The organism is Microbacterium sp. NPDC090014 (assembly GCF_044748285.1).
In the GTDB taxonomy this organism is placed as follows: Bacteria; Actinomycetota; Actinomycetes; order Actinomycetales; family Microbacteriaceae; genus Microbacterium.
This window is the reverse complement of the sequence record NZ_JBIVFS010000001.1, coordinates 76835-99314: the sequence shown is the minus strand read 5'-3', so window position 1 is coordinate 99314 and position 22480 is coordinate 76835. Positions and strand designations below refer to the sequence as shown.

The window sequence follows — 22480 nt, the reverse complement described above, 5'->3', positions numbered from 1 at the left end:
GCGGGGCGCTGGGTGCTGTGTGCGTATCGGGCGGAGGGGACGCCGCGGTCAGGCGAGGGTGATGTCGACCTGGATCTCCGTGGCGATGCGCTCGAGGTCGCGACGCAGGGCATCGATGTCGACCGACGACGGAACCCGCGCGATCACGGATGCCTCGAACAGACGGCCGCCGGCCATCGCGGCATCCCGGGTCTCGGTCGCGAGCTCCTCGATGCTGAGTTCGTGCGCGTTCAGCACGTTCGAGACCTCGCGGACGATGCCGGATCGGTCGTTGCCCAGCACCCGGATCTCGAGTCGCTGCTCGTCCTCCGCGTCGCCATCAGGCGTTCCGGTGAGGACGGCGAGCGTCAGGAGCCCCTGTCCCTGAAGTCCGCGGAGCGCCGTCTGCAGCTCGTCGGAACGGTCGGCGGCGACCGAGACCTCGATCACTCCGGCGAAGGCGCCCGCGAGCTCGGCCAGCGAGCTGTTCTCCCAGTTTCCGCCGTGGGCATCGACGACATCGGCGACGGCTGCGACGAGTCCGGGGCGATCGGCACCCGCGACAGTGAGGATGAGAGTAGTCATGCGGCCAGCGTAGCCGGAGCGCCTCGGCCCGCGACGTGCCGTGACTCCGGAGAATGTGGCGGCTCGAACCCGAGGAAGCGTGTTCTCCCGGGTGACCTGCCCGGATCTCCGGAGTCATGGAAGCGGAACGAGGGTCAGTCGACCCAGACCCCGGTCTCGAGGAAGTGATCGAGGCGGGTGCGATGCGGGTCGAGGTCCCAGCCCTGCTCGGCGACCCACTCATCGTTGAAGTACGTGCCGGCGTAGCGGATGCCGCTGTCGCAGATGAGCGTGACGATGCTGCCGGTCTCGCCCGCCGCGCGCATGCGCGCGATCAGCTGGAATGCGCCGTACAGGTTGGTGCCGGTCGAACCTCCGGCCCAGTGCAGGGTGCGCTCGCGCAGCATCCGGATCGCGGCGATCGACCCCGCGTCGGGAACGCGGATCATCTCGTCGATCACACTGGGCACGAACGAGGCCTCGACGCGCGGGCGGCCGATGCCCTCGATGCGACTGGGGCGTCCGGCCGGCGCGTCGACGGTGCCCGCCCATCCGTCGTAGAACGCCGAACCCTCGGGGTCGACGACCGCGATCTGCGTCTCGTGGCGGCGGTACTTCACGTACCGGCCGAAGGTGGCGCTCGTGCCGCCGGTGCCTGCGCCCACGACGATCCAACGGGGGATCGGGTGGCGTTCCTGCGACAGCTGGCTGAACACGCTCTCGGCGATGTTGTTGTTGCCGCGCCAGTCGGTCGCCCGCTCGGCGAACGTGAACTGGTCGAGGTAGTGGCCGTGGCATTCGGAGGCCAGTCGCTGAGCCTCAGGAGACATGTCCTCGGCGCGGTCGACGAAGTGACAGCGTCCGCCGTAGAACTCGATGAGGTCGATCTTCTCCTGGCTGGTCGAGCGCGGTACGACGGTGACGAAGGGCAGCCCCAGCATCCGCGCGAAGTACGCCTCGGAGACGGCCGTCGATCCGCTGGACGACTCGACGAGAGTGGAGTCCTCGGTGATGCGTCCGTTGACGAGTCCGTACAGGATCAGCGAGCGCGCGAGACGGTGCTTGAGCGACCCGGTCGGATGCACCGACTCGTCTTTCAGGTACAGGTCGATGCCCCACTCGGGTGGCAGTGGGAAGAGGTGCAGATGGGTGTCGGCGCTGCGGTTGGCGTCGGCTTCCAGCAGGGCGATCGCGGTGCTGGTCCAGTCGCTCATGCTTCGAGCGTAACGCTCCTCTAGCGGGGCGTGTAGCCGCCCTCGCCCGTCTCGCCGTCGTACGTGAAGACCTCGTCCTCGAGGGTGATCTGGATGTCGTCGCCGAGGGGCTGCTCGGCGAGCAGACGCTCCTCGAGCATCGTCATGCGCTCCTCGTACTCCTGCGCCTGCGCATCGTCGACACCCCAGATGGTGGCGACCTTCATGTCGGTGAGGAAGTAGAGGAAGGCGGAGACGGCCGTGCGGTTGAACTCGGTGTCGGGGATGCTCTGCCAGAGCGCGCCGCTGTCGCGCAGGCGCTTGTACTCGTCGATCTTCGCCTGGAGCGCGTCGGCGATGGCGGAGGCATCGGCGTCGCCCGAGCCGTCGGAGTCCGGGTCGCCCTGCGGTGCCTCGGAAGGCGCTGCGGGCTCTCCCGTGCTGCTCGTGGCCGGAGGCGCGGTCGCCGGTTCGGAGCGCGAGCTCAGCAGCAGGCTCACGGCCACCGCGATGCCCACGACGACGATCAGCACGAACGCCGCGACCGCTGCGATGACGATGCCGACGGTCCGTCCTGAACGCGGAGGAGGAGGCGCGGACGGGGAAGCATATGCGGCGCCGTAGGGAGGCGACGGCTGCCCCGGGTGCGGCGGCGGGTACGCGGCCATCTGCGGATGCTGCCCCGGCTGGGAGGCAGAGGCGTACGGCGGCAGCGGCGCGGGCGGCCCGGGGATCCCGCCCAGCGGCGGGGCCAGCGGGACGGAGGATCCGAGCTGTCCCGGCGCCGCGGCAGGCGGCGGAGGGATGACCGGATCGGAGTCGGATGCCGGTGGATGCGCGTCGTCGACCATCGTGTCTTCCCCCCGATCGCATCGCCCCGTGCGATGCGTGCTCTCGTTCCAGGCTAGTCCGCGACCTGTGCCCGGCCGACCCACCTGTGAGTGGATGCCGCGCGCGGATGCGGCTAGCGGACGGTGCCGGCGCGCGAGGTGCTGCCGTCGCCGTCGACGTGCAGCAGCGACGCCTGCGACTGCTCCTGCTGCAGCTGGAACTCGAAGCGCGAGCGGTCGCCGCGGTGATGGGCCACGAAGTACTCGATCGGCGTGCCGTCGGAGGAACGGCTCACGCTGCGCAGTCGCAGCAGGGCGGAGCCGGCGCTCACCCCCAGATGCTGCGCCTGCTCGTGGGTCGCGACGGTGGCCTCGGCCGAGCGGACGCCGCTGGTCGCCACGATGTCGTGATCGGCGAGCAGGCGGTACAGGGACCGCTCCGAGAGGTCGACGCCGAGCGTGACTCCGCCGACGGCATCCGGCATCCAGGTGGTCGAGAGCGACCAGGGTTCGCCGTCGACGTGACGCAGACGGTCGAGCACCACGACCGGTGCGCCAGGGTCGACCTCGAGTGCCGCCGCGATCTCGTCGTCGGCGAGAGTCTGCTCGTGGCGCAGGACGTCGCTGTGCACGTGCCCGCCGCGGCGCTCGACGTCGTCGTAGAGGCCGATCAGCGTGTGCACCAGACTCTCGCTCGTGCGGGGACGCGACACGAACGTGCCCTTGCCCTTGACGCGTTCGACGAGCCCCTCGTGCTCGAGCTGGGCCAACGCCTGGCGCACCACGGTGCGCGAGATGCCGTAACGCTCGCAGAGGCGGTGCTCGCCGGGCAGCGGGTCGCCGGGCTGCAGGCCGTCTCGCGAGATGCCGTCGACGATCAGCTGACGCAGCTGGTCGTACATGGGCGCGGCGGAGTGGCGGTCGATCGTGTCGTTCATATCAGTACGCCACTCCCGCGTGCAGGATCACGTTCGCGTAGGGGGTGAACTCTCCCGAGCGCACGAACGCGCGCGCCGAGTGGGTCAGCTTCTTGAAGTCGACGTGCGGGATGAGCTCGATCTCGAAGTCCTGATCGGCGAAGCGCTCGCGCAGCGCGGCCAGCACCTCAGGGCTCTTCTCGGCGACCTCGGCCGACACCGTCGCTCCCTCCACGACGAGCTCGGCGAGCACGGTGTCGAGCACGTCGAAGAAGGCCGGAGCGCCGGGACGATAGGCGAGGTCGATGCGCTCGGATCCGGGCGGGATGGGCAGGCCGGCATCGGTGACCACCAGCAGATCGGTGTGGCCGGTCTCGCTGATCACGCGCGAGAGTGCGGGGTTGATGGTCGTCGCTGTCTTGCGCATGATGTCTCCTCGGGGATGTCAGTGGGCTTCTCGGGCGGCCAGGAAGGCGTCGACCTCGGCCCGCAGCGGCAGGCTGGGCGACGCGCCCTGCTTCGTGACGGCGAGGGCTCCGGCGGCGGTCGCCAGGCGAACGGCATCCGTCAGCTCCCAGCCGTTGGCGAGGGCGGCGCCGAGATACCCGGCGTAGGCGTCGCCGGCCGCGGTGGTGTCGACGGCCTCGACAGGGAAGGGCGGGATGACGAATGCTCCCGCTGCGGTCACGACGCACGAGCCCTGACCCGCGAGCGTGATCACGGCGGCGCCGACGCCCCGGTCGAGGAACCAGCGTCCGGCGATCTCCGCCGACGCGGCATCCGTCACCTCGACGCCGCTGAGCACCGAGGCCTCGGTCTCGTTCGGGGTGACGATGTCGATGCTCGCCCACACGGCGTCATCCAGCGGAGCGGCGGGGGCGGGGTCGAGGATGACGGTCATGCCGTGCTCGCGTCCTCGTGACGTGATGTGCGCGGTGAGCGCCGAGGGCGTCTCGAGCTGGGTGAGCAGCACCGACGTGGTCGGCGCGAGGGCTTCGAGCGCCGCGTCGATCTGCTCGGTGCTGAGCGCGGCGTTGGCCAGAGGCACCATGACGATGTCGTTCTGCGCCGAGGCGTCGACGCGGATGTGCGCGATGCCCGTCGGCCCCGGCACCGTGCGCAGGTGCGTGAGGTCGACCCCGGCCTCGCTCAGCCCGTCGACGACGAGGTCGTGGAAGAGGTCGTCTCCCACGCATCCGACGAAGCTCGTGCGGGCCCCCGATCGTCCGGCGGCGACCGCCTGATTCGCGCCCTTGCCGCCGAGCATCAGGGTGAACTCGTCGCCGAGGATGGTCTCTCCCCGGGCGGGGAGCCTGGTCGAGAAGGTCGTCACGTCTGCGGTCACGCTGCCGACGATGACGACGCCGGTGCGATCGGGCGAGGTGGCGGCTGTCATGGCACTCCTGATCGTCGTCGATGCGGGGTGCTTTGACATCCTCCGCGGCTGTCATTACATTAGCCGAATCCGAACCTGTAACGACAGGTTGTGCACAAGGAGACCCGATGACCGCGCTGGCCCCCCGTCTCTATGTCGACAGCGCGGACGTCGACCGCGTCGCCTCCCTCCTCACCGCGGGCGTCGTGCACGGCGTGACGACCAACCCCACGATCCTCGAGCGCGGTGGCCGCACCGCCGCGGAGATCCCCGACCTCTACGCCCGCTGGTCGGACGAGGGCGCCCGCGAGATCTTCTTCCAGACGTGGGGCGGCGACACCGCATCCTTCCTCCGCAACGCCGAGGGCATCCGTGCGCTGGGCGATCGCGTGGCCGTGAAGGTGCCGGCGACCCGCGACGGCTTCGCCGCGGCATCCGCTCTGGTGCACGACGGCGCGACCGTGCTCGTCACCGCCGTCTACTCGGTCGCACAGGCGCTGGCATGCGCCTCGATCGGCGCGCAGTACATCGCCCCCTACCTCGGACGGATGCGGGATGCCGGCATTGACGGGGATGCGGTGATCGCCCGCATGCAGGAGGTGTGCGCGGGCAGCGACTCGAACGTGCTCGCGGCCAGCCTGCGATCACCTGACGACATCACCGGTCTGCGTCTCGCGGGGGTGCCGTACTTCACGGCGGCACCCGACGTGATCGAGCAGGTGCTGTTCCACGAGGTCAGCGACAGCTCCGCCGCCGAGTTCGACGCGGCGATGGGGCGGCTCGGGGCCTGAGTCGCACTTCGGCGGGTGGGCCAGCGTCGGCCAGACGCGCCAGATTCGGCCCGACGTCACGGATACGGCCGAGCGAAGCGCATCTGGCCGAACGTGCTGGTCAGGGCCCGGACGACGAAAGCGTGCAGGGAAGGCCGCAGGGACGCGTGGCCGAGAAAAGGCGACGCTGCGTCAGGCGGATGCCGCCTGGCGCAGCCACCGCTCGACGCCGGCGATGTGCGCCGTGGCGAGCGAGGTGGCGAGACCCGAATCGCGCCGGGCGATGGCGTCGGCGATCGCCCGGTGCTCCGAGAGGGTGCGCTCGACCGCTCCGCCCTCGGTGAGACCACGCCACACGCGGGCGCGCACGGTCTGACTGCTCAGGTGCTCGATGAGGCTGGCGAGATAGGCGTTGCCGGCCATGCCGACGATCTCACGGTGGAAGCGGATGTCGTGCTCGACGAGCTCTTCGATGCTGACCGTCGGATCGATGGAGGCGACCTCGCTCTCGAGGCCGGCGATCGCGTCGTCGCTGCCGAGGGTGGCCGCGAGGCCGGTCGCCTGCGACTCCAGCATCCGCCGCACTGCGAAGATCTCGAGCATCGAGTCGTCGTCGTGCATGTCGACCACGAACGAGATCGCCTCGAGCAGCAGGTGGGGCTCCAGGCTGGTGACATAGGTGCCGTCACCGCGGCGCACGTCGAGCACCCGGATCACCTCGAGCGCCTTCACGGCCTCGCGCATCGAGTTGCGTGACAGGCCGAGCCGTTCGGACAGCTCCTTCTCGGGAGGGAGGCGATCGCCGGGTGCGAGTTCGCCCGACACGATCATCGCCTTGATCTTCTCGATCGCGTCGTCAGTCACTGCCATGGCGTCATCCTAGCCATTCATCGGATGTCTGCGGCAGGATGGGGGCATGCGCGTACTCGATTCGCACCTGCACCTCTGGGACCCCGAGCTTCTGCACTACACGTGGCTCGAGGGTCCGCTCGCCTGGCTGTTCGGTGCGACCGAGATCGAGCACGCCCGCATCGCCCGCGCGACGACCGAGCGCGCGGTGTTCGTGCAGGCCGAGACCGTCGAAGACGACTTCCTCGAAGAAGTGCGGTGGGTGGCCGGGCTCGCGCCCCGCGTCGGGGTGGTCGGCATCGTCGCGGGGGCGCGTCTGGATCGCGGCACCGACACCACCGCGCACCTCGAAGGACTCGCCGCTGAGCCGCTCGTGGTCGGCGTGCGGCACAACCTGCAGGGCGAACCCGACGGACTGGCGGTCTCGGCCGACTTCGTCACCGGGGCGCGCGAGGTCGCGGCGCGCGGCTGGGCCTTCGACGCGTGCGTGCGCGCCGCGCAGCTGCCCGAAGTGGCCCGGCTCGCGGGGGCGGTGCCCGAGCTGCGGATGGTGCTCGATCACCTCGGCAAGCCCGAGGTCGGCACGGCGAAGGCCCCGGTGGCGCCGACCATGGAATGGGTGCGCGATCTCGACGACCTGGCACGGCATCCGAATGTGTGGTGCAAGCTCTCGGGGCTGCCCGGAGAGGCCGGAGGCGACTGGTCGGCCGAGCAGCTGCACCCGTTCCTCGACGCCGCGGCCGACGCGTTCGGCGTCGAGCGGCTGATGTGGGGCAGTGACTGGCCGGTCTCGGTCATCGGACCCCCGGAGGAGGGCGACCCGTACGCGAACGTCGACGGATCGCCCATGTACCAGCCGACGGCTCGGATCAGATGGGCGGATGCGGTGATCGCCTGGGCCGAGCGCCGCGGGCACGACGTCGACGCGATCATGTGGACGAACGCCGAGGAGTTCTACCGGATCGGCGAGCGGCCGACGCATGAGGACTCTCGGGAGGAGCGGCCGCGCCGCGGCATCCTGGGTTGGCTGCGAGGCGGTCGCTCGTAGCGCCCGCTGTCCGGGCCGGGACCAGGACAGTGGGCGACGCGGCGGTCAGCCCCCGACGGGACGGAGCCGCAGTTGAGCCATGCCGCCGTCGACCTCGATGAACGTGCCCGTGGTCGAGCCCGCGGCGGGGCTCACCAGGTAGGCGACCGCCGCGGCGACCTCGTCGGGTGAGACCAGGCGGCCATGCGGCTGGCGGGCCTCGAGGGCGGCGCGCTCGGCGGCCGGGTCGTCGGCCGAGTCGAGCAGCCGGCCGACCCACGGGGTGTCGGCGGTGCCGGGGTTGACGGCGTTGACGCGGATGCCCTCGCGCAGGTGATCGGCGGCCATGGCACGGGTCAGAGCCGAGACGGCGCCCTTCGACGCGCTGTAGAGCGCGCGCTGGGGAAGGCCGGTGGTCGAGGCGATGGATGCCGTGTTGCAGACGGCCGCGCTCGGCGACTTCTTGAGCCACGGCAGCGCCGCCGACGTGACGCGGGCGATGCCCGTGACGTTGATCGAGAGCACACGCGCCCACTCGTCGTCGTCGTTGGCGCTGATGTCGCCCTGGGCGCCGACCCCGGCGTTGTTCACGACGATGTCGATGCGCCCGAACCTCTCGGCGACGGCGGCCACGGCGGCATCGACCGATGCACGGTCCGACACGTCGGCCGTGAAAGCGGCGAAGGCGGCATCCGCTCCTGAGGTGTCGCGGTCGAGCACCGCGATCTGCGCGCCGTCGGCGTGCAGGCGGGCGGCGATGGCCGCTCCGATCCCGGATGCTCCGCCGGTCACGATCGCGACGAGTCCGTCGAGTGCGCTGCTCACTTCTGTGCCTCCCATGCCACGAACTCCTGGCGCTGATGCCCGAGTCCTTCGATCTCGATCTCGACCACGTCGCCCGCCGTCAGATACGGGAACTTGCCCCCGAAGGCCACGCCCTGGGGAGTGCCCGTGAGGATCAGGTCGCCCGGCTCGAGCGTGACGTACTGCGACAGGTGGTGCACGATCACGCGCACGTCGAAGATCATGTCGTCGGTGTTCGAATCCTGACGCGCTTCGCCGTTCACCCAGCTGCGCAGCCGCAGGTCGTCGACGTCGACCTCGTCGGGTGTCACCAGCCAGGGGCCGGTCGGGTTGAAACCGGGGGCGATCTTGCCCTTCGACCACTGCCCGCCCGAGACCTCCATCTGGAAGGCGCGCTCCGAGACGTCGTTCGCCACCACGTAGCCGGCGATGTGGGCGTCGGCGTCGTCGGGCGAATCGAGGTAGGCGGCGCGGGCGCCTATCACGATGCCGAGCTCGACCTCCCAGTCGGTCTTCTCGCTGCCGCGGGGGATCGTGACCGCATCGTTCGGGCCGACCACCGTGTTCGGCGTCTTCAGGAACATGATCGGGACGGTCGGCGGTTCGGAGCCGGACTCGCGGGCGTGCGCCGCGTAGTTCTGGCCGATGCAGATGACGGCGCTCGGGCGCGCGATCGGCGCGCCGATGCGCATCGCCGCGGCATCCCCGAGAACCGGCAGTTCGTCGGCGGCGCGGGCCGCGGCGACGCGAGTCCGGAAATCACCGGCGAGGAAAACACCGTTCACATCGGATGTCACAGAGCGCAGATCGAGGTAGCGGTCGCCTTCGACGAGGACGGGGATCTCGGCGCCGGGGGTGCCTAGCCGTGCGAACTTCATGTCTCTCCTGCTCAGTGAGGTGTCCGTGGGTGACGAGGCGCGTCAGTGCGGCCCGTCTCGTTGACAGTATAGACATCCGATGTTTACACTCCAAGAGATCTGCACGGATATCCGTCCCGTGCACGAGAGGAACCCGTGAGCCGCATCGTCGCCCTCGACACGACCGACATCCGCTTCCCGACATCGCTGAGTTTGGACGGATCGGATGCCATGAATCCCGACCCCGACTACTCGGCGGCATACGTGATCGTGCGCACGGATGCCGAGGACGGCATCGACGGCCACGCGTTCGTCTTCACGATCGGGCGCGGCAACGATGTGCAGGTCGCCGCGATCGACGCGCTCGCCGGGCACCTCGTCGGTCGCGAGATCGAGCCGTTGCTCGACGACATGGGCACGACGTTCCGCGACATCATCGGCGACTCGCAGCTGCGCTGGCTCGGCCCCGAGAAGGGCGTCATGCACATGGCCATCGGCGCGGTCATCAACGCGCTGTGGGACATCAAGGCCAAGCGGGCCGGGCTGCCGCTGTGGCAGCTCCTCGCGCGGATGACGCCCGAGGAGCTCGTGGGCCTCGTCGACTTCCGCTACCTCACAAATGCGCTGACGCCCGAGGACGCCCTCGAGATCCTGCGCGCCGCCGAGCCGGGACGCCTCGAGCGCGAACGAGAACTGCTCGCCACCGGATACCCCGGCTACACGACCAGCCCCGGATGGCTCGGATACTCCGACGAGAAGCTCGAGCGGCTCGCCCGCGAGGCGATGGCCGACGGCTTCACCCAGATCAAGCTCAAGGTCGGCGCCGACCTCGACGACGACATCCGCCGTTTCCGCAAGGCGCGCGAGGTGTGCGGACCGGACTTCCCCATCGCGATCGACGCCAACCAGCGGTGGGAGGTGTCGGAGGCGATCGAATGGGTCAACGCGCTCGCCGAGTTCCACCCCGCCTGGATCGAAGAGCCCACGAGCCCCGACGACGTGCTCGGTCACGCCGAGATCGCCAGGGGGGTGGCACCCATCCGCGTCGCCACCGGCGAGCACGCGCAGAACCGCGTCATCTTCAAGCAGCTGCTGCAGGCCGAGGCGATCTCGGTCATGCAGATCGACGCCGTGCGCGTCGCGGGTGTCAACGAGAACATCGCCAACCTGCTGCTGGCCGCGAAGTTCGGTGTGCCGGTCTGCCCGCATGCCGGTGGCGTCGGGCTGTGCGAGGCCGTGCAGCACCTCTCGATGTTCGACTTCGTCGCCGTCACCGGCACCCGCGAAGGACGGATGATCGAATTCGTCGACCACCTGCACGAGCACTTCGTGATCCCCACCGACATCCAGGGCGGGTCGTACATGGCACCCACGGTGCCCGGATCCGGCATGGAGATGAAGGCCGAGAGCGTCGCCGCGTACACGTGGACGGGGCAGCATGTCGGGGTCTGATGCTCTGGCGGTTCCGCCCCTCGGATACGGGGCCGCGAACGTCGGCAACCTCTTCCGCGCGCTGAGCGACGACGAGGCGTGGGCGGTGCTCGATGCGGCGTGGGACAGCGGCATCCGCTACTTCGACACCGCTCCGCATTACGGGCTCGGGCTCTCGGAGCGTCGTCTCGGGGCATTCCTGCAGACCAAACCGCGCGACGAGTACGTGCTGTCGACCAAGGTCGGGCGCCTGCTGCGACCGAACCCCGACCACGACGGCGGCCTCGACACCGCGAACGACTTCCATGTTCCCGACGATCTGCAGCGCGTGTGGGACTTCTCGGCTGAGGGGATACGCACCAGTCTCGATGAGTCCCGCGAACGTCTCGGGATCGAGCGCATCGACCTGCCCTACCTGCACGACCCCGAGCGGCATGACCTGGATCTCGCGCTCGCCGAGGCGCTGCCGGCGCTCGAGCAGCTGCGTCGCGACGGCGAGGTGACTGCCGTCGGCATCGGCTCGATGGTGTCGGATGCGCTCGCAGCCTCCGTGCGGTCGGCCGACCTCGACCTGGTCATGGTCGCGGGCAGATACACGCTGCTCGAACAGCCGGCGGCGGCCGAGGTGCTGCCGGCGTGCCGAGAGACCGGGACAGGCATCGTCGCGGCATCCGTCTTCAACTCCGGGCTGCTGGCATCGAACGAACCTCGCCGCGACGGGCGATACGAGTACGGGCAGCTTCCCGACGAGCTGTGGGAACGGCTGCTGCGCATCGCACGGGTGTGCGCCGAGCACGACGTGCCGTTGCCCGCCGCCGCGATCCAGTTCCCGCTGCAGTCAGACGTGGTGCGCTCGGTGGTGGTCGGAGGAAGCCGGCCAGGGCAGCTGACGCAGAATGCCGAGTATGCGGCGCTCGAGATTCCTGGCGCGCTGTGGAATGAGCTCGCTGCAGAGGGGCTGATACCAGGCTGAGCCGGACGGCGCGCGTTCACAATTCAGCATAGGTCTGCGCTGGTGGGCGGTCTCGGGCTTCGGTGGCGGCATCAGTGCGGGTTCGTGCTGAATTGTGAACCGAGCCTGCGCCATAACTCTGGATAGCCGGGGCGGGACGGCAGCGCCAGACGCCAGGGCTCGGACTGGGTGGGCGCTTCTCCGGAGTTATGGAGTCGCACCGGCGACGCGACGGCGGAGACGAGGCTCAGCGGCCGACGGTCGACTCGCGCACCACGAGCTCGGCGGCGAAGGGCGTCGGCGCGGGGAGGTCGGCGGTGGGGTCGGTGAGCTGACGGATCAGGGCGGCACCGGCCGCCCGGCCGATCTCGTACCCGGGCTGCCGCACGCTCGTCAGCGGCACGACGCTCTGGTGGGCCTGCGCGACGTCGTCGAAGCCGACCAGCGCGATCTCCTCGGGCACGCGGATGCCCCGGCGCAGCAGCTGGGTGAGCACGCCGATCGCCACCATGTCGTTGGCGGCGAAGATCGCGTCGGGGCGTTCGGTGGCAGGCATCTCGGCGATCCGCGCGCCGACGTCGAGGCCGTCCTCGGTCGTCAGGTGCGGCACGTCGATCACATCGGCCGTCGCCCCGGCCGCGGTGACGGCATCGCGCAGCCCGAGGAGGCGGTCGTTCGACTGGCTGACGCTCGGCGCCCCCAGGAAGAGGATGCGGCGGCGGCCGAGCGACAGCAGGTGCTCGCCCGCCAGCCGTCCGCCGCCGCGGTCGTCGAACAGCACCGAACCGACGGTCGGCGAATCGGGGATCGGGCCGACGACGACCGAGCGGATGCCGCGATCGGCGAGCTGTTCGAGCCGGGGCACCACGTCTTCGAGCGGGTAGATGACGATGCCCTGCACGCGGTGCGCCTCGAACATGTCGATGTTGCCGCGTTCGGTGTCGGCGTCGCGGTTGCTGTTGCTGAAGAACAGCGACCAGCCGCCCTCGCGGGCCACGTCTTCGACCCCGCGCGAGAGCTCGTGGAAGTACGGCAGCCAGGCGTCGAGAAGAATCAGCGCCAGCGCCTTGCTGGAGCCGGCTCGCAGTTGACGGGCGGATTCGTTGGGCACGTAGCCGAGCTGGGCGATCGCCTCCCTCACCTTCGCCGCGCTCGATTCGCCGAGCACATGCGGGTGGTTGAGGTAGTTCGAGACGGTCGAGGAGGACACCCCGGCGAGAGCGGCGACGTCTTTGACGCTGGCGGGCATGGAGCTCCTGTCGACTGCGCGACGACGCAGGACGGTCGGCGGCGAGTCCAGAGTAGCCCAGCGATTGCAACGTGCCAAGAATGTTCTTGACACCGCATCCCCGACCCGCGTACGGTGACCTGAGCGCAGAGTTGCAACGTGCCAATCCTGCCGAGGCGAAGGTGCCGCACACCCGTCTCCGAGAGGTCTCATGAACATCGGATGCCACGGGCTCGTCTGGACCGGAGACTTCGATGCCGACGGCATCCGTCTCTCCGTCGAGAAGACGAAGGCGGCCGGATTCGACCTGATCGAGTTCCCGCTGATGGACCCGTTCTCGTTCGACGTCGCCGCGGCGAAGGACGCGCTCGAAGAGCACGATCTCGCCGTCAGCGCCTCGCTCGGACTCTCGGGCGCGACCGACGTGACGAGCTCCGACCCGGCCGTCGTGGCCGCGGGAGAGGCGCTGCTGCTCAGGGCGGTCGACGTGCTCGCCGACCTCGGCGGCCAGCACTTCTGCGGCGTGATCTACAGTGCGATGCAGAAGTACATGGACCCGGTGACGGCCGAGGGGCTGGAGAGCAGTCGGCGCACGATCGCCCGCGTCGCCGACCATGCCGCAGAGCGCGGCATCTCGGTCTCGCTCGAGGTCGTGAACCGCTACGAGACGAACGTGCTGAACACCGCGCGGCAGGCGCTCGCCTACCTCGCCGAGGTCGATCGGCCGAACCTCGGCATCCACCTCGACACGTACCACATGAACATCGAGGAGTCGGATATGTTCGCGCCGGTCCTCGACGCGGCTCCGGCACTGCGCTACGTGCACATCGGGGAGAGCCACCGCGGCTATCTCGGCACCGGCACCGTCGACTTCGACACCTTCTTCAAGGCGCTGGGCCGCATCGGCTACGACGGTCCGATCGTGTTCGAGTCGTTCTCGTCAGCGGTCGTCGCCCCCGATCTGAGCCGCATGCTCGGCATCTGGCGCAACCTGTGGACCGACAACGTCGAGCTCGGAGCGCACGCCAATGCCTACATCCGCGACAAGCTCGTCGCGGTCGACTCGATCCGGCTGCACTGAGCCGGGCCGCCGCCTCGATTCGCCGACCTGTTGCCAACTTGTTATTACAGGTCTTCCCATCCGAAGAAGTCTTAGTTACATTTAGATACAACTTGCGCAGGGTGGGGCGTAAGACGCAGAATTGATCCGATGTTTCCGGACCCGACCGGAATATCGCATCACGACCTTCAAGGAAGCAGGTGAGCACATGAGTGACCCCATTCTCAGAGTCGACGGGATCAGCAAGGGATTCCCCGGTGTGCAGGCTCTCAAGGATGTGCACCTCGAGGTGCGAGCCGGCGAGGTGCTGGTGCTCGTGGGCGAGAACGGCGCCGGCAAGTCGACCCTGATGAAGATCCTCTCGGGGATCTACACCAAGGACGAGGGCACCATCACGTTCGAGGGCCAGGAGGTCGAACTCACCAGCCCGCTGCAGGCGCAGCAGCTCGGCATCACGATCATCCACCAGGAACTCAACCTGATGCCCGATCTCACCGTGGCGCAGAACATCTTCGTGGGTCGCGAGCCCACCACCGGCCCCTTCCTGTCGGAGCGCAAGCTCAACGCGCAGACGGCCGAACTGCTGCAGCGCCTCGGCATCAGGGTCAACCCCCGACAGCTCGTCGGCGAGCTGACCGTGGCCGAGCAGCAGATGGTCGAGATCGCCAAGGCGCTCTCGTTCAACGCCAAGGTGCTCATCATGGACGAGCCCACCTCGGCGCTCACCGACTCCGAGACCGAGACCCTGTTCCTGCTCATCGAGCAGCTGCGCGCCTCGGGGACCGGCATCGTCTACATCTCGCACCGCATGGACGAGCTGCGGCGTCTCGCCGACCGGGTCACGGTGCTCCGTGACGGCACATACATCGGATCACTGGAGAAGTCAGAGGTCAGCGTCCCGAAGATCATCGAGATGATGGTCGGCCGCGTGATCGACGAGGGAACCCGTCCGCAGGCCCGCGATCACATCAACGACCCGATCGTGCTCGACGTGCAGGGACTCTCGACCAAGAACCTCGTCAAGGACGTCTCGTTCCAGCTGCACAAGGGCGAGATCCTGGGCTTCGCCGGGCTCATGGGCGCCGGGCGCACCGAGACCGCGCGGGCCATCATCGGTGCCGACCACCGCGACGGCGGCACGATCGCGATCGGCGGCGACCCGGTGCGAATCGGACAGCCGGCGGATGCGGTCAAGCACGGCCTCGGCTACCTCTCCGAGGACCGCAAGCTGCTGGGCCTGATGCTCGAGCAGGACGTGACCTTCAACACCGTGCTCGCCTCGCTCGGGTCGTACGCCAACGGCATCGGCTGGATGGGCGACGCGAAGGCGAAGAACCGCACCAAGGAGTACGTGCAGCAGCTGCGGGTCAAGACGCCCTCGGTGAACCAGGTCGTGAAGCTGCTCTCGGGAGGGAACCAGCAGAAGGTCGTCATCGCCCGGTGGCTGATGCGCGACTGCGACATCCTCATCTTCGACGAGCCGACCCGAGGGATCGACGTCGGCGCGAAGGAGGAGATCTACCGCCTCATGCAGCAGCTCGCTGACCAGGGCAAATCCATCATCGTCATCTCATCGGAGCTCCCCGAGATCCTCCGCGTCGCGAACCGCATCGCGGTCTTCGCGAACGGTCGGATCACCGGGACGCTCCGCAACGAGGAAGCCAGCCAGGAGAAGATCATGCAACTCGCAGCCCACGGGGAGGAAGACTGATGAGCACCCCACAGCAGTCCGGATCGTCGACGACGACGATCATCCAGACGGCGGTCGATGAGAACACCGACAAGCGCGACTTCGGCGGGTTCCTCCGTCGCCAGCTGCAGCAGTCGCTCGCCTTCGGCACGCTGATCGTCCTGGTGATCTTCTTCTCGATCGCCAGCCCGAACTTCTTCACCTTCAGCAACATCGCCACGGTGCTGCTGTCGACGGCGGTCATCGGCATCCTCGCCCTCGGCACGACCTTCGTCATCATCACCGGCGGCATCGATCTCTCGATCGGCACCGGTATGGCGCTGTGCGCCGTGATGACGGGTGTCTTCGTGACCAACATGGGGCTCCCCGTCTGGGTCGGCGTGATCGGCGGTGTGCTCACGGGTGTCCTCATGGGACTCGTGAACGGCATCAACATCACCTTCCTCCGGCTGCCGCCGTTCATCGCGACCCTCGCGATGATGATGATCGCCGGCGGACTCGCCCTCGTCATCTCGAACGTCTCGCCGATCTACTTCTCGACCTCGGCCCCCGACTTCAAGAAGATCGCGCTCGGCGTGATCATCCCCGGCATCCCGAACGCCGTGCTGATCACCGCCGTGGCCGCGATCATCGCGTGGCTCGTGCTGTCGAAGACGCTCCTCGGCCGCTACACGTTCGCGATCGGCTCGAACGAGGAGGCCACCCGGCTGTCGGGTGTGAACACCCGCCGCTGGACGATCCTCATCTACATGTTCGCGGGCGCCTTCACCGGCATCGCGGGCATCGTGATCGCGGCCCGTCTCGACTCGGCGCAGCCGCAGATCGGCACCGGCTACGAGCTGCAGGCGATCGCCGCCGTCATCATCGGCGGAACGTCGCTGCTCGGCGGACGAGGCTCGATCCTCGGCACCGTGATCGGTGCGCTCATCATGAGCGTGCTCGTCAACGGCCTGCGCATCATGTCGATCCAGTCGGAGTGGCAGAACATCGTCGTCGGCATCGTCGTGCTGCTGGCCGTCTTCCTCGACTCGCTGCGCAACCGCCAGCGCACCTGACCCACAGATCTACACCCCCCCACCACCACACAGAGAACAATGGAGTTTCCATGAAATTCGGCAAGAAGACCGCATTCGCGGCACTCGTGGCCGCATCCGCCCTCGTCTTCGCGGGTTGCGCAGGCGGCGGTGACGTCATCGAAGAAGGCAGCGGCGACGGAGGCAGCGGCGACGGCGAGATGTACATCGCGCTCGTCTCGAAGGGCTTCCAGCACCAGTTCTGGCAGGCCGTCAAGACCGGTGCTCAGGAGAAGGCGGACGAGCTCGGCGTGAAGATCACGTTCGAGGGCCCGGCCGCCGAGACCGAGATCGCCCAGCAGCTCGAGATGCTCACCACCGCGATCGACAAGAACCCGGATGCCATCGCCTACGCCGCCCTCGACCCCGAGGCGTGCGTCGCCCCGCTCGAGCAGGCGAAGGCCAAGGACATCCCCGTCGTGTACTTCGACGCTCCGTGCGACGGCGACGTCGGACTCAGCCTGTCGGCGACCGACAGCAAGGTCGCCGGTGCGCTCGCCGCAGAGCACATGGCCGAGCTGATCGGCGGCGAGGGCGAAGTCGCCATCGTCGGCCACTCGAACATCAACTCGACCGGTGTCGAGCGTCGTGACGGATTCGTCGAGAAGATCGAGGCGGACTTCCCCGACATCAAGATCGTCGACATCCAGTACGGTGACGGCGACCACCTGAAGTCGGCTGACATCGCGAAGACGCTGATCGCCGCTCACCCCGACCTCAAGGGCATCTACGGCACCAACGAGGGCTCGGCCATCGGCGTCGTGAACGCCGTGAACGAGCTCGGCCTCGAGAAGGGCAAGATCACGATCGTCGGCTTCGACTCGGGAGCTGCCCAGATCAACGCGATCAAGGACGGCACGATGGCCGGCGCCATCACGCAGGACCCGATCGGCATCGGCGCGCAGGTCGTCCAGGCGGCATACGACGCGGCCAACGGCGAGGACGTCGAGGAGTTCTACGACACGGGTTCGTACTGGTACGACAGCACGAACCTCGAGGACGAGGACATCGCAGCGGTCCTCTACGAGTGACCCGCTGAGAAAGAAGCCCCTCACCTTCGGGTGGGGGGCTTCTTGCGTGCCGGGGGTGCGGGGGGTGCGTGGCGGTCTGCGTCAGATGCGTCGGAGGAAGGTCAGCACGGATGCCGGCTCGACGATCAGCTGCTGCAGCGCCTCATTGAACGGGACGCCGGCCGGGGCCGAGATGTGCGCCTGGAAGGCCGCCTCGTCGCGGTAGACCTCGTAGACGAAGAAGCGGTCGGGGTCGTCGACGAGCCGCGTCGCATCGAACACGACGTTGCCCTCTTCGGCGCGCACCACTGCGGCGAAGTCGCGCAGCAGCGCCGCGACCTCGTCGCCCTTGTCGGGGCGTGCGGTGAACACGGCATGCAGGATGGTCGGCTCGGTCATGCGGACTCCTCGGGTGTGGGCGGGGCGGGGCGGGACGGTGCGGTCAGGCAGCGGTGTGGTCAGGCTGACAGGGTCAGGTCGACAGGGTGAGCAGGCGCGCGGGGTTGGCGACCAGCATCCGCTCGACCACGTCGTCGCCCACCGCGGAGCGCAGCCGCGGCAGGTAGCGCTCGCCGAGATAGGCGAGACCCGGCATGCCGCCGTACGAGATGTATCGGGTGCGGCGAGCGACGTCGCCACCGAGCAGGATGCGGTCGGCCGCGCCGAGCTCGACGACCCGCTCGGTGAGGGCGAGCAGCTCGGCATCCGACCTCGTGCGGGGGCGGGCGAAGCCGTCGTATCCGAGGTACGCGCCGCGCTCGGCGAGCGAGGCGTGCAGCCCGGCATCCAGATCGCGATCGGCGTGCGCGAGCACGACCCGATCGGATGCCACGCCACCCGCCTCGAGCAGATCGAGCACCTCGTGGGCGGCGGTGCAGAACTCCAGGTGCACCATGATCGGCGCTCCGGTCGCCCGATGCGCCGCGGCGACGGCGAGCAGTGTCGTGTGCTCGAAGGCGGTGATGCTCCAGTAGCCGACGCCGGCTTTCAGCATCCCGGCGCGTACCGGCGGTCCCTCGGGCGCAGCCGCCCGCGGCACGTCGGGGGTCTCGAACACCAGCGCATCGTCGACGAGCATCCCGCGCATCACCTCGGCGATGAACAGCTCGGCCAGGCGCCCGGCATCCCACACCTGCATCGGATGGTCCTCGCCGTAGTGCGCCTCGCGGTGGCGCCCTGTCGTGGCGACGATGTGCAGTCCGGTGCCGGCGCTGATGCGTGCGACCCCCTCGGGATCGCGCCCGAGCCCGAACGGCGTCGCATCGACCATCGCCGCGAATCCGCTGGCCCGCAGCAGGGCGGCCTCCTGGCCGGAGAGCTCCTCATCGTCGAGCTCATCGCCGACCAGCAGCGGCGAGATCTGGAACAGGTGCTCGTGATAGTCCGTCGCCCCGAGACGCGTCGGGTCGATGTCGCCGAGCACGGTCCGCACGACGGGCATCAGCGCACCGATTCGGCGGCCTGGGCGAGCCGCTCGACGATCTCGGGCGTGAGGTCGATCTCGAACACGTCGGCGACGACCTGCGACCACCCGTGGATGAAGTAGCGCCAGCCGTCGACCACGTGCAGACCGCGCGCGCCCTCCTGCGCACGCGCCTGATGCAGGAACTCGAGCGAGCCGCGGTAGTTGAACTCCCACACCCACGCGTCCTCGGGGAACGCGACGTCGTCGGGCAGCGGCGAGCCCGGGCGGTCCTTGCCGAGGCCGGTGGCGTTCACGATCAGCGAGCCCGCGGGAGCGCCCGCGACGATGGCCGCGGCATCCTGCACCGTGTCGGTGCGCACGTACGTGATCAGCCCGTCGGGGGTGCCGTGCTGGCGGTGCACCTCGCGCAGGTGGTCGAGCTTGTCGTCGTCGCGAGCGGTCACGGTGATCTTCGCCGGAGCATCCGCCCTCTCCGCCAGCGCCCAGCTGAGCGCGGTGCCCGAGCCGCCGGCGCCGAGGATCACGACCTCCGCCCCGGTACGGGCGAAGTGGTCGGTCGGCAGGAAGTCGTCGAGTGCGAGATCGACGGTGAGGGGGTCTTTGGCGCGGCCGATCAGGCGGTCGCCCCGCTTCGAGATGCTCGAGATCTCGGAGCACGAGACGGCGAACGGGTCGAGCTCGTCGAACAGGTCGGATGCCGCGGCGAACACGTTCATCTTGTGGGTCGTGACCAGTGCGCCCCGGTGCTGCGGGTCGTCGCGGATCTGCTCGACCATGGCGACGTACTGCTCGGGCGTCGCATCCATCGGAAGGTCGTGTCCGATGAGGTTCTCGGTGGGGAGGCCCAGCACCTCGGCCCACTTCGGGAACACCTTCATGATCGACGACGAGCCGGTGCTCACGCCGACGAAGCCCATGTAGCCGCCGGTCGTGGTCGCGGGGGTCGCGGTGTTCTCGGTGATGGTCATCGCTGGGTCCTTCAGGGTCGGGGGGAGACGGGGTGGGCGGGAGCGGTGCCCGCGAGAACCGCGAGCACATCGTCGAGGGACATCGAGCCCATGTTGTCGACGGCCTGGGTCGTCTGCGCGCCGAGATGCGGGGTCACGGTGACACGGTCGGCGAGGTCGTCGGCGAGCAGCGGACTCGCGCTCGCCGCGGTGTCGCCGGTCAACGTGTCGGCGGCGTATCCGCCGAGGCGTCCGTCACGCAGGGCGGCGGCGAGTGCCGCCTCGTCGACGAGATCGGGGCGGGCGGTGTTCACCAGGATCGTGCCGGGGCGGAGGCCGTCGAGTCGCGCCGCATCGACGAGCGTCTGCCCGCCCGGGGCGTGCAGGGTGATGACGTCGGCGGTGCGGAACAGCTCGTCGAGGTCGACCGGTTCGGCGCCGCGCTCGGCGATCACGTCGGCCGGCAGGAACGGATCTGCCGCGAGCACGCGTGCGCCGAAACCGCTCAGACGTCGCGCGACGCCCTGGCCTATGCGACCGAACCCGACGATGCCGACCGTGGCGGCTCCGAGCTCGCGACCGCGCCGCACGGCCCAGTCGCCGGCCCGCACGCGGCGATCGCCGTCGGGGATGAACCGGAGCGCCGCAAGCATGAGGCCGACGGCGTGGTCGGCGACGGCATCGGCGTTCGCCCCCGGGGTGTTCGTCACCGGGATGCCGCGCCGCAGCGCCGCGTCGAGATCGACCGCCTCGGTGCCGACGCCGTAGCGGGCCACGACCCTGAGGTTCGGGGCGGCGGCCAGGTGGTCGTCGGTCACCGGACCCGTGCCCGCGATCCACCCCTCGGCGGCAGCGAGCAGGGGTGCGAGCTCGGTGAGCGCGTGGTGGGCGGGGCCCCGGACGATCTCGTGGCCGGCGGCCCTGGCTCGCCCGACGAGGTCGAGGTCTCCGTCCGAGAACGACCGGCTGGTCGCGAGGATGACTCCCATCAGGCGCCTCGGGTGGCGGGGGCCTGGGCGAACCACGGCTCGAGCGCGGCGTAGGCGCCGACGAAGCGCGAATGCCGCTGCGCGTGCACGGCGTGCCGGCCGGCATCCGGAGTGAACTCCGCCGTGACCTCGCTGAGCGCCCGCGCCGCCGAGAACTCGGCGAGGCCGAGGCCGACGGCACCGGTGACAGCGGCGCCGAGGCTGTTGGCCTCTTCGACGATCGTGCGCCGTCGGATCGGCACACCCCAGACGTCGGCGAGGATGCCGAGCCAGGCGTCGCTCTGCGCTCCGCCGCCCACCGCGTCGATGCGGTCGATCGACGCACCGGATTCGCGGAACGCCTGGATGCAAGTGAGCAAGTTGTACGCGACACCCTCGAGCACGGCTCGGGTGAGGTGCGCGCGGGTGTGGTGACGGGCGAGGCCGACGAAGGCTCCGCGGGCGTGCGGGTCCCACAGCGGGGATCGTTCGCCGAGCAGATAGGGGAGGAAGTAGAGGTCCTCGGTGTCGAGGTCGCCCCCGGCCTCCGCGGTGAGCCGGGCGGTGTCGGGGCGCGCGGGGTCGGGGGAGAGGGCTTCGGCGATCCACTGCACCGAGGCGCCGCCGGCCTGCATGGTCGCGGTCGGCACGAAGGATCCTGGCACGACGTTGTCGAACGTCATGGTGCGCATCTGCGGGTCGTGCAGCGGTGTGAGGCTCGCGAACGAGATCCACGACGAGGTGCCCAGGCACACGTACGCGCCGTCTTCGGGCGCGACGATGCCCGAACCGACGGCGGCCAAGGGGCCGTCTCCGCCGCCCATGACGACGCGGACGGATGCCGGAAGCCCGAGGTCGGTGGCCGAATCGGCGGTGAGGGACCCGGCGATCGTCGTCGATTCGAGGATCTCGGGGAAGAGAGCGGGGTCGAGTCCCGCGGCGGCGAGCACATCGGCCGACCACTCGCCGCGCACCTGGTCGTAGGCGTTGGTGCCCGAGGCGTCGGAGCGCTCGGTGGCGAGGCGTCCGGTGAGACGGTAGACGATGTAGTCCTTCGCGACGCAGAAGTGCCGCACCCGCGCCCAGACATCCGGCTCGTTGTCGCGCACCCACATGATCTTCTCGACCGAGTAGGTGGGGTTCAGTCGATGGCCGAGCACGCGGTAGGCGTCCTGTGCGCCGAGACGCTCTTCGAGCTCACGGGTCTGCGCGCCCGAGCGGGTGTCGGCCCAGATGATCGCGGGGCGCACCGGCTCGCCGTGTGCGTCGAGCAGCACCGTGCCCATCATCTGGCCGCTGACGACGAGTCCGCCGACGGTCGACGGGTCGACGCCCGCACGGTCGATCAGCTGTCGGGTCGCCGAGACGACGGCATCCCACCAGTCCGCCGGATCCTGCTCGGCGATGCCGCCCGCGGCGAAGTGCGCGGGGTACGGCACCGTGACCGAGGTGACGAGGCGTCCGTCGTCATGGTGCAGGGAGGCCTTGTCGCCGGTGGTCCCCAGATCGTGCGCGATCAGCATGGCCGGA

General features: G+C 69.3%; 23 protein-coding genes. 8 read left to right on the top strand and 15 right to left on the bottom strand.

Translation table 11 applies throughout. The annotated features are described in order from the left end of the window. Positions 1 to 48: 48 nt before the first annotated feature. The 6 genes from ACIPV5_RS00440 to ACIPV5_RS00415 all read right to left on the bottom strand — a co-directional run bounded on the left by ACIPV5_RS00440 (position 49) and on the right by ACIPV5_RS00415 (position 4879). The gene (locus tag ACIPV5_RS00440) at positions 49 to 564 is read right to left on the bottom strand and encodes a glycine cleavage system protein R (RefSeq protein WP_400338877.1); all 516 of its coding nucleotides are present in this window, start codon (positions 562 to 564) and stop codon (positions 49 to 51) included. 134 nt (positions 565 to 698) lie between these two features. Further along, entirely contained in the window at positions 699 to 1757 is a 1059-nt protein-coding gene (locus ACIPV5_RS00435) for a PLP-dependent cysteine synthase family protein (RefSeq protein ID WP_072591991.1), read from the bottom strand. Between the two features lie 20 nt (positions 1758 to 1777). Then, positions 1778 to 2587, bottom strand: coding sequence for a hypothetical protein (locus ACIPV5_RS00430; protein WP_400338874.1), 810 nt, complete (start codon positions 2585 to 2587; stop codon positions 1778 to 1780). A gap of 113 nt (positions 2588 to 2700) precedes the next feature. Beyond that, positions 2701 to 3504, bottom strand: coding sequence for a GntR family transcriptional regulator (locus tag ACIPV5_RS00425; RefSeq protein WP_053097965.1), 804 nt, complete (start codon positions 3502 to 3504; stop codon positions 2701 to 2703). Position 3505: 1 nt separating this feature from the next. Further along, entirely contained in the window at positions 3506 to 3910 is a 405-nt protein-coding gene (rbsD, locus tag ACIPV5_RS00420) for a D-ribose pyranase (protein WP_053097964.1), read from the bottom strand. Between the two features lie 18 nt (positions 3911 to 3928). Continuing rightward, on the bottom strand, positions 3929 to 4879 hold the full coding sequence (locus ACIPV5_RS00415) for a ribokinase (protein ID WP_295104082.1): 951 nt from the start codon (positions 4877 to 4879) through the stop codon (positions 3929 to 3931). 107 nt (positions 4880 to 4986) lie between these two features. On the opposite strand from ACIPV5_RS00415, the gene ACIPV5_RS00410 reads away from it, so the two are divergent. Continuing rightward, positions 4987 to 5649, top strand: a complete 663-nt coding sequence (locus ACIPV5_RS00410) for a transaldolase family protein (protein ID WP_400338869.1) — start codon at positions 4987 to 4989, stop codon at positions 5647 to 5649. A gap of 171 nt (positions 5650 to 5820) precedes the next feature. Here the strand turns inward: ACIPV5_RS00410 and ACIPV5_RS00405 are convergent, their stop codons facing one another. Beyond that, positions 5821 to 6498, bottom strand: a complete 678-nt coding sequence (locus tag ACIPV5_RS00405; protein ID WP_053097960.1) for a FadR/GntR family transcriptional regulator — start codon at positions 6496 to 6498, stop codon at positions 5821 to 5823. A gap of 46 nt (positions 6499 to 6544) precedes the next feature. Here ACIPV5_RS00405 and ACIPV5_RS00400 point away from each other — a divergent pair, with 46 nt between their 5' ends. Next, positions 6545 to 7525 carry an amidohydrolase gene (locus ACIPV5_RS00400; RefSeq protein WP_072591987.1) on the top strand — a complete coding sequence of 327 codons (981 nt, stop codon included), beginning with the start codon at positions 6545 to 6547 and terminating at the stop codon, positions 7523 to 7525. Between the two features lie 45 nt (positions 7526 to 7570). On the opposite strand, the gene ACIPV5_RS00395 is transcribed toward ACIPV5_RS00400, so the two are convergent. Together ACIPV5_RS00395 and ACIPV5_RS00390 are read right to left on the bottom strand one after the other, a co-directional pair. After that, positions 7571 to 8344 (bottom strand): SDR family NAD(P)-dependent oxidoreductase, encoded by a 774-nt coding sequence (locus ACIPV5_RS00395; protein ID WP_053097956.1) that lies wholly within the window; start codon positions 8342 to 8344, stop codon positions 7571 to 7573. After that, positions 8326 to 9186, bottom strand: a complete 861-nt coding sequence (locus ACIPV5_RS00390) for a fumarylacetoacetate hydrolase family protein (protein WP_400338863.1) — start codon at positions 9184 to 9186, stop codon at positions 8326 to 8328. The genes ACIPV5_RS00395 and ACIPV5_RS00390 overlap by 19 nt, the downstream gene beginning before the upstream one ends. A 135-nt stretch (positions 9187 to 9321) precedes the next feature. On the opposite strand from ACIPV5_RS00390, the gene ACIPV5_RS00385 reads away from it, so the two are divergent. Further along, the gene (locus ACIPV5_RS00385) at positions 9322 to 10617 is read left to right on the top strand and encodes an L-fuconate dehydratase (RefSeq protein ID WP_400338860.1); all 1296 of its coding nucleotides are present in this window, start codon (positions 9322 to 9324) and stop codon (positions 10615 to 10617) included. Beyond that, positions 10604 to 11569, top strand: a complete 966-nt coding sequence (locus tag ACIPV5_RS00380; RefSeq protein WP_400338857.1) for an aldo/keto reductase — start codon at positions 10604 to 10606, stop codon at positions 11567 to 11569. The genes ACIPV5_RS00385 and ACIPV5_RS00380 overlap by 14 nt, the downstream gene beginning before the upstream one ends. Before the next feature lie 226 nt (positions 11570 to 11795). On the opposite strand, the gene ACIPV5_RS00375 is transcribed toward ACIPV5_RS00380, so the two are convergent. Beyond that, complete coding sequence (locus tag ACIPV5_RS00375; protein ID WP_285363406.1) at positions 11796 to 12797, bottom strand: LacI family DNA-binding transcriptional regulator; 1002 nt, start codon at positions 12795 to 12797, stop codon at positions 11796 to 11798. Between the two features lie 190 nt (positions 12798 to 12987). On the opposite strand from ACIPV5_RS00375, the gene ACIPV5_RS00370 reads away from it, so the two are divergent. The 4 genes from ACIPV5_RS00370 to ACIPV5_RS00355 all read left to right on the top strand — a co-directional run bounded on the left by ACIPV5_RS00370 (position 12988) and on the right by ACIPV5_RS00355 (position 17630). Then, positions 12988 to 13857, top strand: coding sequence for a sugar phosphate isomerase/epimerase (locus tag ACIPV5_RS00370; RefSeq protein WP_053097946.1), 870 nt, complete (start codon positions 12988 to 12990; stop codon positions 13855 to 13857). A gap of 187 nt (positions 13858 to 14044) precedes the next feature. Beyond that, positions 14045 to 15547 carry a sugar ABC transporter ATP-binding protein gene (locus tag ACIPV5_RS00365; protein WP_400338853.1) on the top strand — a complete coding sequence of 501 codons (1503 nt, stop codon included), beginning with the start codon at positions 14045 to 14047 and terminating at the stop codon, positions 15545 to 15547. After that, positions 15547 to 16581: an ABC transporter permease gene (locus ACIPV5_RS00360; protein ID WP_171821947.1), complete on the top strand. Its 1035-nt coding sequence runs from the start codon at positions 15547 to 15549 to the stop codon at positions 16579 to 16581. The genes ACIPV5_RS00365 and ACIPV5_RS00360 overlap by 1 nt, the downstream gene beginning before the upstream one ends. Before the next feature lie 50 nt (positions 16582 to 16631). Continuing rightward, positions 16632 to 17630, top strand: coding sequence for an ABC transporter substrate-binding protein (locus ACIPV5_RS00355; protein WP_056280540.1), 999 nt, complete (start codon positions 16632 to 16634; stop codon positions 17628 to 17630). A gap of 81 nt (positions 17631 to 17711) precedes the next feature. Here ACIPV5_RS00355 and ACIPV5_RS00350 read toward each other — a convergent pair whose 3' ends face one another. The 5 genes from ACIPV5_RS00350 to xylB form a co-directional block, all read right to left on the bottom strand. Then, positions 17712 to 18008, bottom strand: coding sequence for a putative quinol monooxygenase (locus tag ACIPV5_RS00350; protein WP_056280542.1), 297 nt, complete (start codon positions 18006 to 18008; stop codon positions 17712 to 17714). Between the two features lie 73 nt (positions 18009 to 18081). Beyond that, positions 18082 to 19050: a phosphotriesterase gene (locus ACIPV5_RS00345; RefSeq protein ID WP_400338850.1), complete on the bottom strand. Its 969-nt coding sequence runs from the start codon at positions 19048 to 19050 to the stop codon at positions 18082 to 18084. Then, positions 19050 to 20003 (bottom strand): shikimate dehydrogenase family protein, encoded by a 954-nt coding sequence (locus ACIPV5_RS00340; RefSeq protein ID WP_394195414.1) that lies wholly within the window; start codon positions 20001 to 20003, stop codon positions 19050 to 19052. Before ACIPV5_RS00340 ends, ACIPV5_RS00345 begins: the two co-directional genes overlap by 1 nt. Before the next feature lie 11 nt (positions 20004 to 20014). After that, positions 20015 to 20971, bottom strand: a complete 957-nt coding sequence (locus ACIPV5_RS00335; protein WP_394195413.1) for a phosphoglycerate dehydrogenase — start codon at positions 20969 to 20971, stop codon at positions 20015 to 20017. After that, positions 20971 to 22473: a xylulokinase gene (xylB, locus tag ACIPV5_RS00330; RefSeq protein WP_400338846.1), complete on the bottom strand. Its 1503-nt coding sequence runs from the start codon at positions 22471 to 22473 to the stop codon at positions 20971 to 20973. Before xylB ends, ACIPV5_RS00335 begins: the two co-directional genes overlap by 1 nt. Positions 22474 to 22480 lie beyond the last annotated feature (7 nt).

What these genes read in the sequence shown, in the direction of transcription:
- ACIPV5_RS00365 (WP_400338853.1), top strand. Translation starts at nt 14,045, where the DNA reads ATGAGTGACCCCATTCTCAGAGTCGACGGGATCAGCAAGGGATTCCCC.
- ACIPV5_RS00415 (WP_295104082.1), bottom strand. Translation starts at nt 4,879, where the DNA reads ATGACAGCCGCCACCTCGCCCGATCGCACCGGCGTCGTCATCGTCGGC.
- ACIPV5_RS00390 (WP_400338863.1), bottom strand. Translation starts at nt 9,186, where the DNA reads ATGAAGTTCGCACGGCTAGGCACCCCCGGCGCCGAGATCCCCGTCCTC.
- ACIPV5_RS00370 (WP_053097946.1), top strand. Translation starts at nt 12,988, where the DNA reads ATGAACATCGGATGCCACGGGCTCGTCTGGACCGGAGACTTCGATGCC.
- ACIPV5_RS00395 (WP_053097956.1), bottom strand. Translation starts at nt 8,344, where the DNA reads ATGGGAGGCACAGAAGTGAGCAGCGCACTCGACGGACTCGTCGCGATC.
- ACIPV5_RS00340 (WP_394195414.1), bottom strand. Translation starts at nt 20,003, where the DNA reads ATGACCATCACCGAGAACACCGCGACCCCCGCGACCACGACCGGCGGC.
- ACIPV5_RS00430 (WP_400338874.1), bottom strand. Translation starts at nt 2,587, where the DNA reads ATGGTCGACGACGCGCATCCACCGGCATCCGACTCCGATCCGGTCATC.
- ACIPV5_RS00400 (WP_072591987.1), top strand. Translation starts at nt 6,545, where the DNA reads ATGCGCGTACTCGATTCGCACCTGCACCTCTGGGACCCCGAGCTTCTG.
- ACIPV5_RS00435 (WP_072591991.1), bottom strand. Translation starts at nt 1,757, where the DNA reads ATGAGCGACTGGACCAGCACCGCGATCGCCCTGCTGGAAGCCGACGCC.
- ACIPV5_RS00410 (WP_400338869.1), top strand. Translation starts at nt 4,987, where the DNA reads ATGACCGCGCTGGCCCCCCGTCTCTATGTCGACAGCGCGGACGTCGAC.
- ACIPV5_RS00425 (WP_053097965.1), bottom strand. Translation starts at nt 3,504, where the DNA reads ATGAACGACACGATCGACCGCCACTCCGCCGCGCCCATGTACGACCAG.
- ACIPV5_RS00350 (WP_056280542.1), bottom strand. Translation starts at nt 18,008, where the DNA reads ATGACCGAGCCGACCATCCTGCATGCCGTGTTCACCGCACGCCCCGAC.
- ACIPV5_RS00345 (WP_400338850.1), bottom strand. Translation starts at nt 19,050, where the DNA reads ATGCCCGTCGTGCGGACCGTGCTCGGCGACATCGACCCGACGCGTCTC.
- ACIPV5_RS00335 (WP_394195413.1), bottom strand. Translation starts at nt 20,971, where the DNA reads ATGGGAGTCATCCTCGCGACCAGCCGGTCGTTCTCGGACGGAGACCTC.
- ACIPV5_RS00380 (WP_400338857.1), top strand. Translation starts at nt 10,604, where the DNA reads ATGTCGGGGTCTGATGCTCTGGCGGTTCCGCCCCTCGGATACGGGGCC.
- ACIPV5_RS00355 (WP_056280540.1), top strand. Translation starts at nt 16,632, where the DNA reads ATGAAATTCGGCAAGAAGACCGCATTCGCGGCACTCGTGGCCGCATCC.
- ACIPV5_RS00375 (WP_285363406.1), bottom strand. Translation starts at nt 12,797, where the DNA reads ATGCCCGCCAGCGTCAAAGACGTCGCCGCTCTCGCCGGGGTGTCCTCC.
- rbsD (WP_053097964.1), bottom strand. Translation starts at nt 3,910, where the DNA reads ATGCGCAAGACAGCGACGACCATCAACCCCGCACTCTCGCGCGTGATC.
- ACIPV5_RS00405 (WP_053097960.1), bottom strand. Translation starts at nt 6,498, where the DNA reads ATGGCAGTGACTGACGACGCGATCGAGAAGATCAAGGCGATGATCGTG.
- ACIPV5_RS00440 (WP_400338877.1), bottom strand. Translation starts at nt 564, where the DNA reads ATGACTACTCTCATCCTCACTGTCGCGGGTGCCGATCGCCCCGGACTC.
- xylB (WP_400338846.1), bottom strand. Translation starts at nt 22,473, where the DNA reads ATGCTGATCGCGCACGATCTGGGGACCACCGGCGACAAGGCCTCCCTG.
- ACIPV5_RS00360 (WP_171821947.1), top strand. Translation starts at nt 15,547, where the DNA reads ATGAGCACCCCACAGCAGTCCGGATCGTCGACGACGACGATCATCCAG.